We start from the raw sequence: 18,789 nt of genomic DNA, 5'->3' as shown, positions 1-18,789 counted from the left end.
TGAGTTCGAGCTAAGAACTTCGGAAAAAAGATAACTTTCCTTGAACGCAAGCATTCAGCGTCAAGTTCCTATTTTTCTGTCGTTCTTTTAACGCTCTCACATCTTATTTTTCCGTAAACTCGCCGTCTACGACATCATCGCTTGCATTGTCAGCAGTTTGGGCACCTTCTTGGCCTGCGGCTGCTTGTTGTGCTGCTGCAGCTTGCTCGTAGAGTTTCACTGCGAGGGCTTGGGCTTTTTCGTTGAGGTTTTCAAGTTTAGCCTTCATGTCGTCCAAGTTGTTTGCTTCTTGAGCTGCTTTCAACTCATCAAGAGCTGCTTGAGCTTGGTCGCGTTCTGCGTCGAAGCCTTTGCCTTCCGTTTCTTTCAGAGTTTTCTCTGTCGCAAAGATTGCTTGGTCAACATCGTTACGAAGGTCCACTTCTTCCTTACGTTTCTTATCTGCTTCAGCGTTTGCTTCTGCATCTTTCATCATGCGGTCGATTTCTTCATCTGTCAAACCTGAGTTTGATTGGATAACGATAGTTTGCTCTTTTTGCGTACCAAGGTCTTTGGCTTTTACAGAAACGATACCGTTCTTGTCGATGTCGAATGTTACTTCAATTTGTGGAATACCACGAGGTGCTGCAGGAATATCTGTCAATTGGAAGCGGCCAAGAGTCTTGTTGTCTGCTGCCATTGGACGCTCACCTTGAAGCACGTGGATGTCAACAGCTGGCTGGTTGTCTGCTGCAGTTGAGAAGACTTGTGATTTAGAAGTTGGGATAGTTGTGTTACGGTCGATGAGTTTTGTAAATACACCACCCATTGTTTCGATACCAAGTGACAATGGTGTTACGTCAAGGAGGACAACGTCTTTGACATCACCAGTGATGACACCACCTTGGATTGCTGCACCCATAGCAACAACTTCATCAGGGTTTACAGATTTGTTTGGCTCTTTACCAGTTTCAGCCTTAACAGCTTCTACAACGGCTGGGATACGAGTTGAACCACCGACAAGGATAACTTCGTCGATTTCTGACAAGCTAAGACCTGCATCTGAAAGGGCTTGGCGAACAGGAACTTTTGTACGTTCTACAAGGTCGTAAGTCAATTCGTCAAATTTTGCACGAGTCAATGTCATTTCCAAGTGAAGCGGACCTGCTGCACCTGCAGTGATGAACGGCAAGCTGATTTGAGTTGATGTTACACCTGACAAATCTTTCTTAGCTTTTTCAGCCGCATCTTTCAAACGTTGAAGGGCCATCTTATCAGCTGACAAGTCGATGCCATTTTCTTTCTTGAATTCTGCTACCATGTGGTCGATAATCTTTTGGTCAAAGTCGTCACCACCGAGCTTGTTATCACCTGCTGTTGCAAGTACGTCGAAGACACCGTCACCAAGTTCAAGGATAGATACGTCGAAAGTACCTCCACCAAGGTCGAATACCAAGATTTTTTCATCTTTGTCAGTCTTGTCCAAACCGTAAGCAAGGGCTGCTGCAGTTGGCTCGTTGACGATACGTTCTACTTCAAGACCAGCGATTTTACCAGCGTCTTTGGTTGCTTGACGTTGGGCATCGTTGAAGTAAGCAGGAACAGTGATAACGGCTTTAGTTACTTTTTCACCAAGGTATTCTTCCGCATAGCCTTTCAAGTATTGAAGGATCATTGCTGAGATTTCTTGTGGTGTGTATTCTTTGCCATTTGCTGAAACTTTTTCAGAAGTTCCCATTTTTGATTTGATAGAGATGATGGTATCTGGGTTGGTTACCGCTTGGCGTTTTGCCGCGTCACCAACGATGATTTCACCATTTTTGAAAGACACAACAGACGGAGTTGTGCGGTTCCCTTCTGGGTTTGCAATGATTTTTGATTCAGTTCCTTCAAGAACTGCAACTGCTGAGTTTGTTGTACCTAAGTCAATACCGATAATTTTAGACATATGTGTTACCTCTTATTTTAGTTTTCTTTTATTCATTCATAGTTTACCGTCATTGCAGACGAGGTTTTTTCATAGTTTTCGAGTAACTCTTGTCGCTTTAGCGACCTTAGAGTTACCGACACAAAGTTTGCCCAAGAGCTAGGAGCCTCGCGACGAAGCGATTGGTTGCAAACTACTGTGCATGACATTTCGGTCAGAGTGTTCGACGCATGAAGATATAGTCATCTTCAATGTTATTTGATTCTTGAAATCCTAACTTCTTCCAGAAATTTCTAGCTTCCAAATGTTCTTTATGAACTGGTAGGGAAATTTGGGCTAGACTGTACTCTGTTTTCAGATAGTCTATACAGACTTCAGCTGCTTTTCTGCCAAATCCCTTTCCTTGATACTTCTTATCAATTAAGAAATTGATGATTTCACCATTGCTGTCTTTGCAGTAAAGCGAAACGTAGCCTATCAATTCACCTTCATTGTAAATAGCTTTCGGATGTGAGAATGGTCGAAGGCTCCAAGCTTCTGCCAATGAAAACTCAACTGAATCAACATAGTCTTCTTTAGATAAGCCAGAATCCAGATGTAAGCAATCGTGAAAATTCTCATCACTGATTTCGCGTAGCTCTAGCATTTATTCCGACACCACCACCATAGCAGGTCTCAGCAAGCGTTCATGCAACTTGTAGCCTTTTTGGAAGACTTGTGCAATGTGTTCTGCTGGGCAGTCGTCTGTGGCTGGAACGGTTTGAATGGCCATGTGAAGATTTGGGTCAAAGACATCTGTTGCGACTTCCTCCACCCCTTCTTCTTTGAGGGCTTGAATCAAGCTTTCCTGTACCATTTCCAAGCCTTTTTTGACATCTTCTGTCAAGCCTTCGACTTGAAGGGCACGTTCCAAGTTGTCCAAACTTGGCAAGATTTTCTTGGCTAAGTCTTGCGAACGGTAACGCTGAATGGTTTGGCGTTCCTCATTGGCACGGCGTTGGATATTTTGCATTTCAGCGTGGGCACGAAGGTACTTGTTTTCAAATTCCTCAGCGCGCTCGTTTGCCAAATCCAATTCTGATTTTTCAGGTGTCTCCACAACTTCTTCTGTTGCTTCAACCTCTTCTACGATTTCTTCGTTTTTGATTTCTTCTGACAAAGCATTCTCCTTCTAATTGACTTCGTAATGATTACTACTTAAATATCTGTAGTAATCGGTTAATTTCATAAATAGGACGCGGCTGATGATGTTGATCAAACTCATCTGCCTGCGGTAGTTCATGTTCACAGGACCGAGCAAACTCATCTGGGCCATGCCCCGATATGGGATTGGAAAGCGATGATGAATGACTGTCACATCTGCAAGGGCTGAATCCCTATGTTCCGCCACGGAAATACTAGTCTGCTGGTCTGGAGCCAGGCCCTGTCGCAACTCTGGTGCCAATAACTGAGGACTATCCAAGAGTTGGTAGGTAGCTAGATTACCGTAAGTCAGCGAGGCAACTTTTCCACTGATAAAGACCGATTCTTGGAAGAGATTGGAAAAGATGTAATCCATGAGATCCAAGACATTGTCCGTCGTGGTAAAGTAACGCTGCACCACCTGAGGAATCTCCGTCCGCAGCTTGTAGTGAATGGACAAGACTGTCTGGTCAACGAAGCGTTCATCCACCAGGCGTTTGAGCACTTCCAAGTCCCTGGCCATAAAGTTCTTGGGAATGGCAAACTGGACGGTGACAGGTTTAGACTGGTCCAAGGTCAAGACTGCCAGAGCATCGTGGCTACTGAGCTGCACGATATCAAAGGAAGTCAACTGCTGACTGGTCGGCTCCACATCTAAGATGACCGAAGTGTAGCCTGTCAAATCAGCTAGGACTGTACTAGCCCGCTCCAAAATGTCTTCCAGCTTGAAGGCTTCAAAGTCGAAGGCCTTGACCACCTGATAAACATCTTCTTCATTGATGTGTTCCAAGTTGAGTGAGTGGTTGACAAAGTATTGAAAACCAGCCCGACTGGGCATCCGACCACTTGATGTGTGGGCCTTTTCCAGCAAGCCCAACTGCTCCAGCTTAGCCATATCATTACGAATGGTCGCTGAACTAGAAGCAATCATCTCCTGCAAGGCCTTAGAACCAACTGGCTCATGATGGCGCGTAAACAATTCAACAATCAGATTCAAAATATCATTTTGACGTTGGGTAATCATCTCCGCTCCTTTCATGAACACGATTGATTTTTAGCTTTAGCACTCTCGTATGGCGAGTGCTAAACTATATACTCTCATTATACGCCGAAAAAATGGATTGTCAAGAGAAAAAGACAAAAAATTAGCACTCTTTTGCCTAGAGTGCTAAAAATCAGTCTGAGGACTTAGTTACTTCCCTACTTCAATCCAAAAAATCAGAGAAAACTCCCTGATTTCATTTCTTTATTTCCCTTGAGAAATCAACTCTGCCCCGCGTTTGCGGTAGGATAGATCCCCAACTGCTTCAATTAAAAGCTTACCATTTTCATATTTGAGGACGGTAATTGAACCGTTGTCGAGGAAAACATTAGCCCCACGCTCTGGCTCTAACAAATGAGCCAATGTTGCAATGGTCATACCGTGGCTGACCACAAGGGCATTGCCTCCGCCCTGCTTTTCCAAGTCCTGAGCGATGGATTCAAAACCTGTTAAGATGCGGTTGCTCAAGACCTCCCAAGATTCCGCCCAGCCAGCGGTGTCTGCTTCTTGGATACCTGCTGCGATTTCCGCAAAGGACATGCCTGTCGCATCAACTGTCCCTTTCAAACGTGGTAGGACACCTTGGAAGAGGTCTGCGTCATACATGCCCTCAAAGCTACCGAAACACCATTCGCGGATGCGTTTGTCCTGATAATATGGGATTTTTCCTAAAATACCCAACTCACGCTGGGCAATAGTAATGGTCTGAACAGTCCGTCCTAGGTCACTGGATACAGCAACCTTGAAATCAAGCCCTGCGTCCTTAAGACCCAAACCCAATTCACGAATCCCTTCCTCGCCAGCCTTGGTCAGCGGCGTATCACACCAGCCCTGCACGCGCCCGATGGTATTAAACATGGTTTTCCCGTGACGAGAAATATATAATCTTACGTCTGCCATAGCATTCTCCTTGTCATTTCTTACTATTAGTATAACAAAAAACCGACTGCTTGCGGCAATCGGTCTACGTTTTTTAGTTCTTAAAGCTATGAATCGGTGCTGGAATCTGTCCACCACGGTTGATAAAGTCCACAGACGAAGCTTGATTGACCTTCATAACAGGAGCTGTTCCCAGAAGGCCGCCAAATTCAATCATATCTCCTTCTTTTCCAAGCGGAATAATACGAACCGCAGTCGTTTTCTGGTTGATAACCCCAATCGCCGCCTCATCCGCAATCATAGCCGCAATGGTTTCAGCAGGCGTTGTTTCTGGAATAGCAATCATATCCAAACCTACAGAACAGATGGCCGTCATGGCTTCCAATTTTTCAAGGTTGAGGGAGCCATTTTGCACCGCAGCTATCATGCCCTCGTCCTCAGACACAGGGATAAAGGCACCTGACAAGCCACCGACCTGGTTACAAGCCATGACCCCACCCTTTTTCACTGCGTCATTGAGCAAAGCCAGGGCAGCAGTCGTTCCGTGCGTACCTACGGTTTCCAAGCCCATTTCCTCCAAAACCCGTGCCACTGAGTCGCCAACCGCTGGCGTTGGAGCAAGCGACAGGTCCACGATACCGAACTTGACACCCAGGCGTTCACTGGCCATATTACCAACCAACTGACCGATACGGGTAATCTTGAAGGCAGTCTTTTTGACGGTCTCCGCCACCACATCAAAGCTCTCACCGCGCACTTTTTCAAGAGCACGCTTGACCACACCGGGCCCAGATACGCCGACATTGATGACCACATCCGCCTCACCGACACCATGGAAGGCACCCGCCATAAAGGGATTGTCCTCGACCGCATTGGCAAAGACCACCAGCTTGGCCGCACCCATATCAGAAGCCTCCGCCGTCTCCTTGATGATCCGCCCCATGTCCCGCACAGCCGTCATGTTGATACCTGTCTTGGTTGAGCCGATATTGACCGACGAGCAGACCTTAGAGGTTTGGGCCAATGCCTGCGGTATAGAGTTGATAAGGATTTCATCACCTTTTTGGTAGCCCTTTTGAACCAGAGCTGAAAAGCCACCGATAAAATCGATGCCGATCTCATGAGCCGCCTTGTCCAAGGCATGAGCCAAGGGCAGATAATCCGTGGCATCTGTCGCCGCACCAATCAGAGCAATAGGCGTTACCGACACCCGCTTGTTAACAATGGGAATTCCCAGCTCCGCCGCAATCTCATCGCCGACTGCTACCAAGTTCTTTGCCTTGGTGACGATTTTAGTGTACACTTTCTCCGCAGCCTTGTCGATATCCGAATCGATACAGTCCAAGAGGGAAATCCCCATGGTAATGGTCCGAATGTCGAAGTGCTGCTCCTCAATCATCTCAATGGTTTCTCTAACCTGTCTAATATCCATGATTGCTCTCCTTACAAGTTGTGCATGGCATCAAAAATCGCCGCACTTTGAATGTTGATTTTCACGTTCAAACCTTGACCAAAGGCTTCTAGTTCTGCACGAAGCTTGGTGAAATCTTTCTTCTCATCTGACGACACCACCGCCATCATGGTAAAATACTCATCCAAAACAGTCTGGGAAATATCATCGATATTGAGCCCTAACTCCGCAATCTTAGTCGCAACACCCGCAACAATTCCTGACTTGTCCTTACCGACAACTGTAACAATAGCTTTCATCTGAACACCTCTTCTAAATTTTCATTTATTTTATCATAAATATGCAGAAAAAGGTAGAAATCCTATTGTTTTCTACCTCTATCATGCGCCTTTATAGTCCTTGTTGCTTCTTGTAGTCGGTCACAGTCATGCCTGTCCAGTTTTTGAAGGCGCGGCTGAAAGCATTGACCTCGCTGTAGCCAATCAGACTGGAAATCTCCTCTGCTGACAATTTCATCTTGAGATAGGAGAAGGTCATGGCCTTTTGAACGGCTTGCAGTTCCTGTTTGAAGCTGGTATTTTCAGCCGATAGGTTTCGTTGCAGGGTCCGAACGCTGACACCAAGTCGGTGGGCAATGTCTTCTACCAAGAAGAAGCCGCTTGGAATAGCCGAGTAGAGTTCCTGCTGGACATAGCCTGCGAAGCTCTGCTCTCTGACCTGCTGGGCCAGGTGCTGATTGAGCTCCGTTTCCAAATATTGCCACATGATATTGTTCTGGGTCAAAAAGGGCTTCTGCAAGTCTGCCTTGTCAAAGACCAGACGGTTGCTGTCCCCTTTTTGAATAGGCAGGCCAAATTCAGCCACGGTTTCCGCCTCATAGTCATACGGACTTTCCACCACTAGTGGCACAATCCACTCGCCGACACCTGTCCGAATCATATTGAGGACCAAGAGTTGCTCATTGAGAACAGAGAATTTTGGCAGGTCCATATTGGCGTGGGAAAATTTGTAGGTGACAGAAACGGTCGTCTCTGCCTCAACCACATCGACTTCGATCGGCCCCACAATCTTCTTAAAGCGGGCAAAACGGTCCAAGGCCTCAATACCGTGCGGTGATGACAAGGCCGCAAAGAAGGCTGGCACAAACATCTGAATCTTGGAAATCTGGCTGAGAGCACGGATATTTTCCTCAGACATGACTCTGTCAAATTCCTGCAACAGTCGGTGGTATTCCAGCGTGGTCAGACTGATTTCTTCCTGCCAGAGCTTGTTAGGCACTTCCGCCCGTTGCAAAAGCTCTGCGATATCCGCTCCGATGCTTTTTAGAAATTCTTGAAATTGATTTGTAATGGTAAGTTTCATATTTTCTCTTCCTTCTAGAACGATTATACCAAATCACGCCAAATTGGCCATGACCTTTACCGCCAGGCAGTTACCATTTGACGCCAAGATAGCCAAAGCAAAAGAGGCAGTTCGCTTCTTGCTAAACAATTAACGCATTGATGCCAACATCATAGTATCAAAGGCTTTGTCGCCAAAGATACGACAGATACCAACAAGCAATTTACCTCCACGACCTACGAGGTAACGTGTTTTAGGGTTGCGAGCGTTGATGATTTTAAGAACCGTACGTGAGATAACTTCTGGTTTTGATCCTGGTGCTGGGTTATTTTCCATGGCCTTGATGTAGCCATTTACCAAGCGTTTTAAGGACCATTTTGTGATTCAAATGAGAAATTGTCACGAACAGCTGCGTTGAAACCTGTGTTGATCATACCTGGTTCAAGGACAACCACTTTGGTCCCAAATTCTTTCACTTCCATACGCAAGCAATCGCTGAATCCTTCGATAGCATGTTTACTTGCATGGTACCAAGCCCCAAGTGGTGTGTAGATTTTTCCACCCATAGATGACGTATTGATGATTAAACCATTACGTTTTTCACGCATGTATGGCAAGACTTTTTTGGTCAAACGAGCGACACCGTAGACGTTGACTTCAAACTGGTGTTGCACACGTTCCATTGACAAATCTTCCACTGGGCCGTACAAACCGTAACCAGCGTTGTTCCAAAGAACGTCGATGCGACCTTGCTCTGCAATGACTTGTTTGACAACTGCTTCAATGTCTGCTTCGTTAGTCACATCCATCTTCATGACATGACCTCCGATTTGCTCAAGATCTTTCATCTTATCTACGCTACGAGCCACACAGTAGACGATGTGACCAGCTTTAATCAAATCTTGAGCGGATGATTTCCCCATACCTGATGACGCACCTGTAACTAAGATAACTTTTTTGTTTGACATTTTCCTAAACCTCTTTTGTTTTATTATCGATTGATAAGTCTATTATAGAGATTTTCAGAAAGTTTTCCAATAACTTTTCACGATAAAAGTTCATCATTTTGTGACAGATTAGAGAAAATTTTAGCTATCTTACCCTCTCAACTCCCCTGCTTGGGAAAAATTTTCGCCTGTCATTTCTTGGAGGATGACGTCTTACTTTCAGGCTTTGTCCCTGTGACCTCACTGAGAGCAGCTGTCACACACAGATATCCGTCCTGGCTAGCCGCTGTGTATTTGGTCAGTCGGCGTAATGGAGAAGGTTTGTTTAGTTGCTACTTATCAGTCTACCAACAATCCCATTCTTATGCTGCTATTATTCCGTCCTTAGAGCTTCGACTGGATTTTTCCTAGCTGCAATCCGTGATGGGAGGTAGCCCGCAAGCAGGGTCAAGCCTAGACTGAGACCGATAAGGGCAAGAGCCGACCATGGAGATAGGACAGCTGTAAAGCCAGCAATACCTAAACTGCTCTCAATCAAGCTGTTTATTAGGACATTCAAACCCATGGCAACCCCAATCCCCAGCAAGCCAGATGTTAATCCAATTAAACCTGCTTCAGCATTAAAGATTCGTGAAATATCTTTTTTGCGTGCTCCAATCGCACGGAGAATACCAATTTCCTTAGTTCTCTCCACAACGGAGACATAGGTCAAAATCCCAATCATGACAGAAGACACCAAGAGGGAAATCCCAGAGAAGGCAGTCAAGATAAAGGTAATTACCGTAATCACGCTCCCCAAAACACTAGTCAACATCTCTGACGCGTCAACAAATTCAATCGAATAATAATCATACTGCTCGCTGTCTTTGCCATACTTGTCTGCTACGGCTTGGTTAAAGTCATCAATCGTGGCAATCAATTTCTCACGGTCTTCAAGACTAGCAGTGTAAAATTTCAAACTCGTCGGCGTTTGGTTGCCCCCTATACTCTGCATTAAGCTAATATAGCTCTCCTCTGTCAAGCTGTCCCCAGCCACATCCAAGAGACTCTTTGTAGGACTTTTTGCCTGCTGTTTGACCAGAATGGTCTGGCTTTCTTCCGCCAACAACTGGTCTAGAAAATCCGCAGAATAGCCAAGGAGTCCTGAAAAGGCATTGTTGTTGCTATCTTTTGCTCTGACAACTGCTGCAATCGTCAGCTTGTCCCCTGTTTGATAGAGTTCTGTTGTTGCTTCATTTGGCAAGAAATGCTGATTGATTTCTTGGTAGTACTGGTCGTTGTTCAGAACACTCCACTCTTTGCCAACGATATCAGAAGCCTTTACTTCCTCTTCATCTGCGTAGCCCAAGAGCTTCAACTGGGAAGCGGTCAGTGTCCCTTCAGCTGGGAGAAAGAGGACTACCTGATTGGCGGTCAACTCAGTCAAGGCTGTCCCTGCTACAAGCTCGTATTGCTCTGCTAGGCTTACGAGGTCTTCTGGCAAGACAGCAAAGTTGCTTGTTGCCTGTCTTCCTGTTGCTTGTTGGACATGGGAGACTTCGCCTGCTGCATTACTGGTCAATAGTTTTAACGTGTAGCCTGTATCAAAACTCAAGCTATCATAATAGTCACTAGCCTGCTCCTCCATGTAGGTCATGAAACTCCCGCCATCTCCCAAAGCGTCCTCTGTATAATGATTGCTATGGGCAGCGGACTCCTCAGACAGTCGAATGATATCTGTAGCTTCCTCAGACTCAGTAGTCGAAAAACGGTCTGCAAGATTGCGTTCGCCTGAACCTCCACTGGTCGCCTGAACGGTTATCGGCATGGTAGCTAGGCTATCTTTTTGGGTCTGCTCAATATAAGCATTCATCCCTGATGAGATAGACAGCACACTAGCAATACTGATAATCCCGATACTCGCCGCAAGCACTGTCAGGCTAGTTCTGGTTTTCTTGGTCAGTAGATTTTTCATGCTAGAGGAAACTGCCTGCCGTAAGGACATGGCTGTCTTGACAGGCTGGTAACCTGCCCCCTGAAGATTTTCCCCTTCTTGGGGCGGTTGGGTATCCTCGATGATATGCCCATCTGCCACACGGATAATCCTATTGCTGTAAGCCTCAGCCAACTCTGGATTGTGAGTCACCATAATAACCAGCCTATCCTTGCTAATCTCTTTCATCAATTCCATGATTTGGACACTGGTCTTACTATCTAAAGCACCTGTCGGCTCATCGGCGAGGATAATCTGGGGATTGGTCACAAGAGCTCGAGCAATGGCCACCCGCTGCATTTGCCCACCAGATAGCTGGCTCGGTTTTTTGCTGACATGCTTTTCTAGGCCGACCTCACAGAGTGCCTGATAAGCTCGCTCCCTGCCCTCTGCTTCTGACACACCTGCGATAGACAAGGCTAGCTTGACATTTTCCAAAATAGTCAAATGACTAATAAGGTTGTAGCTCTGAAAGACAAAGCCAATCGTACCATTTCGGTATGCGTCCCAATCCTTTTCTTTAAATGACTGGGTGGAAGTGCCATTGACCAACAAATCTCCTGCATCGTAACTGTCCAAACCACCGATGATATTCAAAAGGGTAGTCTTCCCACTCCCGCTTGCTCCAAGTATAGAGACAAATTCTTGCTTGGAAAAAGTCAGACTGACATTCTCAAGGGCGACTTGCCTTTCATCACCACTGCGGTAGTATTTACAAATATTGGTTAGGGTTAACATGATTTTATTCTTTTTCTATTTTTTTATTATCGAGCATCATTTGCCAGTAGGGTCTGCAATGCTACAAAGACCTCGTCTGCTTCTTTCGCAATGGTCAGGCTGGCGAACTGATCAAACTGGGTGGGTTGCGGATTGATTTGGACAATGGGGGTAGTTGGCGGTAGCTCCCTGAGGTAATCCCCATAGTTGCCCTTGCTTCCGATGATGAGCAAGAGGTCAGCTTTCCTTGTCCACTCCAAGGCTTTTTGATAAGCTTGGTCGTAGACCCCCACATGCGAATAGACAGGAAAAGCTTCTATCAAGCCTCCACACTGCTGACAGCGAGGAACTTGCCCCTGCTGCCAAATCTCCAGCCCCTGATAAACAGTCTGACACTTACGGCACTGATTGACAGCGTAGCTCCCCTGAATCTCAGCCACATGCTGCGAGCCTGCTAGGCTATGCAAGTGGTCAATATTGGTCGTAACAATCCCCTTTAGTAGCCCCCTCTTTTCCAAATCAGCTAAAACTTGATGGGTCATACTAGGACCGTGCTCTGATATGGGCTGTAAAAAATGCTTTTCTAGCAGTCGATAACTCCTCTTGGGATGGAGGCGTACTAAGGGTTCAAAGGACATTTGCAAGATTTCTAATGTATCCATCTGGTCCATATCCTTGATACCAGAGCTATTGGAAATGCCTGCCCCTGTTACAGCAAGGGCAAACTGGCTGGTTCGGAGATAATGGTAAAGTCTTTCAATCTCATTCATGGCCTACCTCCATCTGGGAAAACATGACGATGGCTTGCTGGTAGGTCTCTGGTTTTTCCAGAACCTCTAACATGACTGTTGCTACATCTACTCGCATGGTGCGGGCTATCCCTGGTACCTTGTAGCCTGTATGGGCAAGTTGGTAACTTGGTCGAGCTGTCTTTTTTCCATCAAAAAGAGGACTTGGGTGGACGGTAGTCCAGTCCAGACCAGAATCGATCAGCTCCTTTTCTCCTAACCAGTGGTCTTGATGATTCCCTTTTAGAAAAGTACGAACACCTAAGCGATAAGGGTAGCGGGTATTGGAATAGGTCAAGCCAACACCTAGCGAGGACAGGCTGACCAGGCGTTTTACCTGTGCCTGCTTCATGCTGGCAATAATGGTCGGCATAACCTTTTCAAAGAAAGGCTGGCTCCGATTGGCAAAGCTGTTTCCCAGCGTGAGCAAGACTGCGTCCTGCCCTGTCATAGCCTGTCTTAGTTTGTCTTCTTCACTCAGCTGACCTTGGTAAATCGTCAAGCGGGAGTCAGCTGGTAATTTCTGGGAATTGCGGACATAGACAGTCACCTCATCTCCACGTGCCAGAGCCTGCTTGACTAACTCCTGACCTGTCCGACCTGTTGCCCCAATGATTAATAATTTCATCTTCAACACTCCTTTTCAGTTGATAGTCCCATTATAAGCGGAAATATGGTAGAATAAAACTACAAAATGAAAGAGAGTGTTGCATTTTCATGGTCTATCAACAAAAAAGAGAAAAAACAGAGCAAGCCATCAAGGAAACGCTTGTTCAATTACTGAAACAGCAAAGTATCCACACCATCAATGTGACCGACATTGCCAACACAGCCGGGGTCAACCGTGTCACAATTTATCGGCATTTCGCTGATAAGTGGGAAATCTTGGAAAGTATTGAAGGGGATGTGCTTGCCAGCCTCGTCCAACCTCATCAGAGATTGCAACTCAGTTTGCAAGAGACCTTTGTGACAGGAGAGGATAAAACCTCTATAATAGAGGCCTTGACGGAATTTTTAAGGGTCTTCCACCAGCAACTCGACAGACTCCAAGTATTGACCTCCTATCAGGCCAATCTCGGATTTAGTAACAAACTGCTGAAATTCATGATTGAACTTGAGACTCGGTCGCACCCCTATATACACCAGCGTCTCTCCTCTCAGACTAGGGAATTATTTTCATACAGCATTATGTCCATGCTGCTTGGTATCATTGAATATTGGACAGAGCACCCGACCATGACAGCCGAGGAGCTTGCCAATTTCATCTTTAATGTTCGCTTTGGTGCCAGTCAGCAACTCAATCAACAACAGGCAGAATAGAAAAACAAGACCCCACGTGATTGTTCACGTGGGGATTCCTTTAGCTTCGTGTCGCCATCATATCGGCATGGAGGTAAACCGTTTGGGGATTTTCAGAGAGGGCATTTGTGACCATGCTCCGTGCCAGGTCAGCTGTTTTCATGCCTTTCCAGCCTGCCATGGGACCGACTAGGGCTGGTGAGATGACTTGGAAAATCTTTATCCAGACAGCTTCACTCCAGTCCAAGTTTTTCCGCTGAGGGGCGATGAGCATAGACGGACGGTAAAAACGTTGATTGCCCAAGTCTAGTGCCAGCAGGTCTTGCTCCAAGCGTCCCTTGACTTGCAGGTACTTGTAGGACGTTTGGCTGTTTGCCCCCATGGCAGATACTAGATTAAAGCTCTTGACCTTGCCTGCACAGAGTTTTGCAAAACCGTAGGCGTGCCCGTAGTCCACCTTTTCAAAATCTTGCCTCTCCCCTGTTCCGATAGCACAGAATACATCCGCTCCGATTAGAATACTTTGGTTGACAATGGGCTTGTTAAAGTTGATGATGATTTTCTCAATTTTCTGGTAGTTTGGGAGTTTGTTTATGGAAGCTCTCCCCAAAACGTAAATCTTTCGATAGTGGGGATTAGTCACCAATTCCTGCAAGAGATGACCACCCACCTCACCTGTTGCACCTAAGAGTATGGCTGTGTTGTTTGACATGATATTCCTTCTGTAACTCATTGCCGAATATTGAAAGATTATACCCCTGCAAAATTGAGTTGTTTTTGTTTTACAAGACAGATTATAGACCTCTGGCAGAAAAAGTTGAATGACAGTTGGTGCCTACCGTTTACCAATTTACGCCATCAAAAAAACCCGCTTTCGCGAGTTTGTCTGCTTATTTTATCAATTGCGACCGACGGGCATAGGCTTTCCAGTCAATCCCACGCGCTTCGCACCAGTTTTGTACATTTGGAGCCAAAACCAAATCTTTCTTGCGAAGATCTGCAATATTCTTAGCTCCCAACATGGTCATGATTTCAGCAATCTGCCATTGATAGACCTTAATAGCCTGCAAGCCGTCGTCAAAACGATGCCCCTTACCATCCTTGACATACTGGAGGAAATGGTTGGACATACCGACAAGGTCTGCACCGAGGGCCAATGATTTGACAATATCTAGTGGCGTCTTAATACCACCAGATGCAATCAGGCTTGGGCGAACTTCTTCAGAAACAGACATAGCCTCTACCAAGGAAGTCACAGTTGACTGACCCCAACCTTCTAGATAAGTATAATCATTGAAGGTACGGCGGGCATTTTCAATCTTGGCGAAATCCGTCCCCCCAGTACCAGATACATCAATAGTTTGCACACCGACAGAAGCCAGCTGGGCTACTGTTTCACGGCTCATGCCAAAACCAACTTCCTTGACGATGACAGGTACTTCCATCTCACGTACAAGGGTTTCAATATTTTTCAACCACATAGTAAAGTCACGGTCTCCCTCAGGCATGACAATCTCCTGAGGGGCATTGACATGGATCTGAATGGCATTGGCCTCCAACAAATCCACCGCTCGCTTGGCATTCTCCACACTATGATGGGCACCTAGGTTGGCAAAGATAATCCCGTAAGGATTTTCCCGACGCATCACGGAGAAGGTTTCCGCAACAGACGGATCCTTAATCGCCGCACTGACCGAACCAGAAGCCAGAGCAATCTTCCCAAAATGCCCCATAATTCCCAATAGGCGATTGATTTCCCGCGTCTTCTTGCTTCCACCAGTCATGGCATTGATGAAGAAAGGAAAGGCAAAGTCCAAACCAGCTACGCTGGTCGAAATATCCACTTCATCCACCTTGGTTTGAGGCAGGGAATGATGAACAAACAAGGTCTCCGTAAAGTCCTTGGCCGGTGTGGCACTATATTGTTGGTTGGCCAAGCCAACGTGTTGATCCTTGCGGTCTAAACCAAATTCTCCTAGATAAAACATAGGGTTCTCCTTATTCTCTACTTGTGATCTTTAGTTGGAGTGGAAGAATGCCGGCTTGTTGCCAAGCCTTCTCAATCGCTACTTTTTGCTCCTTACTGTCTACCAAGCAAATGCCGCAGTCACCTCCGCCAGCACCAGATGATTTGGCAACCGCTCCATAAGTCTGGGCCAGGTCACAGAGTTGACTCAGTTGAGGCGTTTCAATGACCAAACCCATTCCTCTCGCAAAGTCTTGTAAGAGTTTGCGGTTTTGAGTAATAGCCTGTCTAGCTGATACCAAGTCATTTGTCTGACAGGCTAGGATCAACTGCTCTACACAGGTCTTAGAGTCGGCTAGAAACTGGCTGTGAATTTGCTCTTTTTCAGCCTGACTTTTTTGGTCTTCCATCTTGGAAACCAGCCTGTCCGTCGAAGCCGCCGATCCTGTCCATCCCACCAAGATGTCTAGACCTTTGGGTAACTGGATAGGTATGATAGACAAACTTTGCCAATCACTTTCCACCACATCAAGTAGGGACAGCTCTGCCATTTTCCCTAAAAGCCAAGAACGGTCCAGGGAATGATAGGCGATCAAGCCACTGAAACTGGAAGTAGCCAAATCCCCAAAGGAACCTGTCATGCCTAGCTTGGTCTGGGTCAGGGCTGCCAGCTTGTAGGTCAGGAGGGCATCCGCTTGATGACCGTAATAGGTCAACAGGGCCTTGACCGTCGCAACCGTTACTGCCCCTGACGACCCCAGACCATATTTAGCACCAGAGACCTGGTCATCTAGGTCGGACTGAACAGATAGGCTATAGGTTCCATGACAAGCATAGCCCTTGGCCGTCAGATATTCCTCGGTCATCTGCATAGCTGTCTCAATCAGAGCATAGGGATGGTCATCTTGGACATGAGCGACACCTTCCTTACGCTCCCAGGTCAGATAGAGGTCCGCCTTTTGACTGGAATGAAGACTGCCTTGGTCACTTGTTTCAATGGTGACGGTCAGGTACTGGTCAAGGGCCGCAATCACCGCAGGATAGCCAGCTTCGACAACTGCGTATTCCCCTGCTAGAAAGAGTTTTCCAGGTATCTTTACTTGTACTTTCATGCTACAAGCCCTTTTCAAACGCTGCTTGTGAGGTCTGCCACTCGTCTTCACTGAGGACGTAGGCAGCAGGACCAGGCTTGCTGGTGATGATTTTCTCTCTTGGGAAGACTTTGGCCAATCCAGCTACTAGCTCATCCATCTGACTTGCTCGACAGAGGACCTTGACATTTGGTCCTGCATCCATGGTCATGTAGGCTGATAAGCCAGTTGCTTCACGAACCTGACGGACTGCCTCTTGAGCTACTAGACTATCGGCTGACCAATAGGTAAAGGGTGGATTGGCAGAGAGCGTTGTTGCATGCATTTTCATGCCATTGTGCTCTGTAATCTGACCAAGTTTTTCAAAATCACGGCTGGCAATGGCTACCTTGATGTCAGCCAAGTCTTGTTTGGCGGTATCTACCCAGGCTGAGTAGAATGGCGAAGTGGCAACCGTGTGGTCCATTCCCTCTCGACTAGCAATCTTTTTCGGTCCGGTATTGACCGCCAAGACGACCATGCCGATATCCCAATCCGCATCGTCAATGGGGTGAGCCATAGAATCTTCCGAACCTGTTCCCATGTCCCACTCAACAAATCCACCGAATAGGCTACGGGTGCTAGAGCCAGAACCCCTGCGAGCAAGGGTTGATAGGGTGGCAGGTGACAAATCTAAATCCAAGGCTGTCGCTGTTGCCAGAGCAAGTGCTGCGAAGGCTGATGCGGAGCTGGCCAAACCAGCCGCAGTCGGAACAAAATTTAGACTTTCCACTCGGGCAAATGCCCTTTCACCTATATATTCGCAAAACAAATCCAAAAATCGAGAAATTTTTAAAATTTCTTTTTCTTTTTGTAAAATTCCGTTGAGATAGAACTCATCAGCAGTTAATTCTGGGTCAAAAACAACCTTGGTATCCGTATAAAATGCGTCAAGGGTTAGGGATAAACTGGAATTCATAGGTAGAAATAATTCCTTATCGCGTTTTCCCCAGTATTTAATCAAGGCAATATTGGTATGGGCACGGGCAATGCCTGTTTGTTTAGTCATTGGTTTCTCCTAAGTACTGTATCCAGGTTTGGCGGGCGCCTGCTTGGGTAAGAATTTGAGCAAGAGTTTGAGCATCTTGGCCTGTTCTTGCCAGGGCAATCATGCAACCACCTCGTCCGCCACCAGTTAATTTGGCTCCGAGGGCTCCATTTTCTTGGGCAAGGCTGACGAGCTTATCCAGGCTAGGATCAGACACGCCTAATTTTTGCAGGAGGGTATGGGCTTGGTTCATTCTGCTGCCTAGAAGCTCTGCTTGGTCTGTGGCTAAATCTTCCTTGGCCTGTCGGGTCAAGTTCCCCAGTTCTTCTACTAGCTTGATAGCCTCTGGCTTTTTCTCCAACAAATCAGCCACATCTGAAATGGCTTCTAAGGTGTTTCCCGTCACGCCTGTATCAGCCACTACCAAATGGGCATGGAGTTTCAGCTCAAAAGGTTCGATGGGCTGGTGCTTGATAAAAAAGACGGGAGACTTGCCGCTGGTGGTCGCCGCATCGATGCCCGAGGGATTACCGTGGGCAATTTTTTCCGAAGACTGGACGATGTCCCAGAGCTCGCTGTCGGTCAGTTCTTTTTTATAGTAGGCAAAGAGGGCGCGCGCCACCGCAACTGCAACGGCTGCACTGGAGCCCATGCCGCGCTCGGCAGGAATGGTGGAACTAATCTCAATATGAATAGCTGGGTCTGTCGGTGCTCCGATACGATAGAGCGAGAAACGGATGGCATGCTTGAGGCTTTCCCAGATTTTTGGCATCTTGTGAACTAAGCCTTTATAGAAGTCACAAGCAACAGTCAGCGCTTCCCCTTGAGCGGTTACCTGAGCAATAATTTCAACAGCAGAAAAAGGCATAGCAATTGCTGGTTGCCCATAGACCACCGCATGCTCGCCCATCAAAATGATTTTTCCATTTGCTTTTCCTACTACCGACATACTTTTCTCCTTATACAATCACTACTATTATACCATTTTTACATAAGAATAGAACACACGAAAACAGCCGACCGCAGTCAGCTGTTCTCTGGAGATTATATGATACCTAGCTCTTTGTCGCTTGCGACTTAGAGATAGGGATACCTTTAGGTGAAAAGATGAACGAATATTACTTTCAAAGCACACCGAAACACGAAAACAGCCGGCCGCGGCCGACTGTTCTCTGGAGATTATATGAAAAAGAAATTCGCTATTTCTAGCTTGAATATAGT

General features: G+C 46.5%; 17 protein-coding genes and 1 pseudogene. 1 reads left to right on the top strand and 17 read right to left on the bottom strand.

All coding sequences use genetic code 11. From position 1 onward, the window contains the following. Positions 1-103: 103 nt before the first annotated feature. The 12 genes and pseudogenes from dnaK to F9856_RS02050 form a co-directional block, all read right to left on the bottom strand. Positions 104-1,927 carry a molecular chaperone DnaK gene (gene dnaK / locus F9856_RS02105; protein ID WP_029996757.1) on the bottom strand — a complete coding sequence of 608 codons (1,824 nt, stop codon included), beginning with the start codon at positions 1,925-1,927 and terminating at the stop codon, positions 104-106. Positions 1,928-2,120: 193 nt separating this feature from the next. Further along, positions 2,121-2,552, bottom strand: a complete 432-nt coding sequence (locus F9856_RS02100; RefSeq protein WP_029179395.1) for a GNAT family N-acetyltransferase — start codon at positions 2,550-2,552, stop codon at positions 2,121-2,123. Beyond that, the gene (gene grpE / locus F9856_RS02095; RefSeq protein ID WP_002943082.1) at positions 2,553-3,065 is read right to left on the bottom strand and encodes a nucleotide exchange factor GrpE; all 513 of its coding nucleotides are present in this window, start codon (positions 3,063-3,065) and stop codon (positions 2,553-2,555) included. Positions 3,066-3,077: 12 nt separating this feature from the next. Beyond that, positions 3,078-4,112, bottom strand: a complete 1,035-nt coding sequence (gene hrcA, locus F9856_RS02090) for a heat-inducible transcriptional repressor HrcA (RefSeq protein ID WP_202105567.1) — start codon at positions 4,110-4,112, stop codon at positions 3,078-3,080. A 222-nt stretch (positions 4,113-4,334) separates the two neighbouring features. Further along, the gene (locus tag F9856_RS02085) at positions 4,335-5,030 is read right to left on the bottom strand and encodes a histidine phosphatase family protein (protein WP_202105566.1); all 696 of its coding nucleotides are present in this window, start codon (positions 5,028-5,030) and stop codon (positions 4,335-4,337) included. Between the two features lie 73 nt (positions 5,031-5,103). Next, positions 5,104-6,441: a PFL family protein gene (locus F9856_RS02080; RefSeq protein ID WP_044689797.1), complete on the bottom strand. Its 1,338-nt coding sequence runs from the start codon at positions 6,439-6,441 to the stop codon at positions 5,104-5,106. Positions 6,442-6,452: 11 nt separating this feature from the next. Next, positions 6,453-6,719 (bottom strand): ACT domain-containing protein, encoded by a 267-nt coding sequence (locus F9856_RS02075; RefSeq protein ID WP_013730125.1) that lies wholly within the window; start codon positions 6,717-6,719, stop codon positions 6,453-6,455. A 91-nt stretch (positions 6,720-6,810) separates the two neighbouring features. After that, entirely contained in the window at positions 6,811-7,782 is a 972-nt protein-coding gene (locus F9856_RS02070) for an AraC family transcriptional regulator (protein WP_202105565.1), read from the bottom strand. Positions 7,783-7,911: 129 nt separating this feature from the next. After that, positions 7,912-8,729 (bottom strand): annotated as a pseudogene (locus F9856_RS02065) (oxidoreductase). Positions 8,730-9,081: 352 nt separating this feature from the next. After that, complete coding sequence (locus F9856_RS02060; RefSeq protein WP_202105564.1) at positions 9,082-11,418, bottom strand: ATP-binding cassette domain-containing protein; 2,337 nt, start codon at positions 11,416-11,418, stop codon at positions 9,082-9,084. Positions 11,419-11,444: 26 nt separating this feature from the next. After that, a complete protein-coding gene (locus tag F9856_RS02055; protein ID WP_202105563.1) occupies positions 11,445-12,167 on the bottom strand; it encodes an SIR2 family NAD-dependent protein deacylase in 723 nt (240 codons plus the stop codon). Further along, positions 12,160-12,813: an NAD(P)-dependent oxidoreductase gene (locus F9856_RS02050; protein WP_202105562.1), complete on the bottom strand. Its 654-nt coding sequence runs from the start codon at positions 12,811-12,813 to the stop codon at positions 12,160-12,162. The genes F9856_RS02055 and F9856_RS02050 overlap by 8 nt, the downstream gene beginning before the upstream one ends. An 89-nt stretch (positions 12,814-12,902) precedes the next feature. On the opposite strand from F9856_RS02050, the gene F9856_RS02045 reads away from it, so the two are divergent. Beyond that, entirely contained in the window at positions 12,903-13,505 is a 603-nt protein-coding gene (locus tag F9856_RS02045; protein WP_202105561.1) for a TetR/AcrR family transcriptional regulator, read from the top strand. Positions 13,506-13,545: 40 nt separating this feature from the next. Here the strand turns inward: F9856_RS02045 and F9856_RS02040 are convergent, their stop codons facing one another. The 5 genes from F9856_RS02040 to mvk form a co-directional block, all read right to left on the bottom strand. Beyond that, on the bottom strand, positions 13,546-14,196 hold the full coding sequence (locus tag F9856_RS02040) for an NAD-dependent dehydratase (protein WP_202105560.1): 651 nt from the start codon (positions 14,194-14,196) through the stop codon (positions 13,546-13,548). Between the two features lie 178 nt (positions 14,197-14,374). Beyond that, positions 14,375-15,472: a type 2 isopentenyl-diphosphate Delta-isomerase gene (fni, locus tag F9856_RS02035; protein ID WP_202105559.1), complete on the bottom strand. Its 1,098-nt coding sequence runs from the start codon at positions 15,470-15,472 to the stop codon at positions 14,375-14,377. A gap of 10 nt (positions 15,473-15,482) precedes the next feature. Continuing rightward, positions 15,483-16,562, bottom strand: a complete 1,080-nt coding sequence (locus F9856_RS02030; RefSeq protein WP_202105558.1) for a phosphomevalonate kinase — start codon at positions 16,560-16,562, stop codon at positions 15,483-15,485. Between the two features lies 1 nt (position 16,563). Further along, the gene (gene mvaD, locus F9856_RS02025) at positions 16,564-17,589 is read right to left on the bottom strand and encodes a diphosphomevalonate decarboxylase (protein ID WP_202105557.1); all 1,026 of its coding nucleotides are present in this window, start codon (positions 17,587-17,589) and stop codon (positions 16,564-16,566) included. Further along, entirely contained in the window at positions 17,582-18,517 is a 936-nt protein-coding gene (gene mvk, locus F9856_RS02020; RefSeq protein WP_202105556.1) for a mevalonate kinase, read from the bottom strand. The genes mvaD and mvk overlap by 8 nt, the downstream gene beginning before the upstream one ends. Positions 18,518-18,789: the final 272 nt, after the last annotated feature.

The organism is Streptococcus suis, assembly GCF_016743335.1.
GTDB lineage: Bacteria > Bacillota > Bacilli > Lactobacillales > Streptococcaceae > Streptococcus > Streptococcus suis_Y.
The sequence above is the reverse complement of the archived record's forward strand: the minus strand, read 5'-3'. Positions and strand labels throughout refer to the sequence as shown.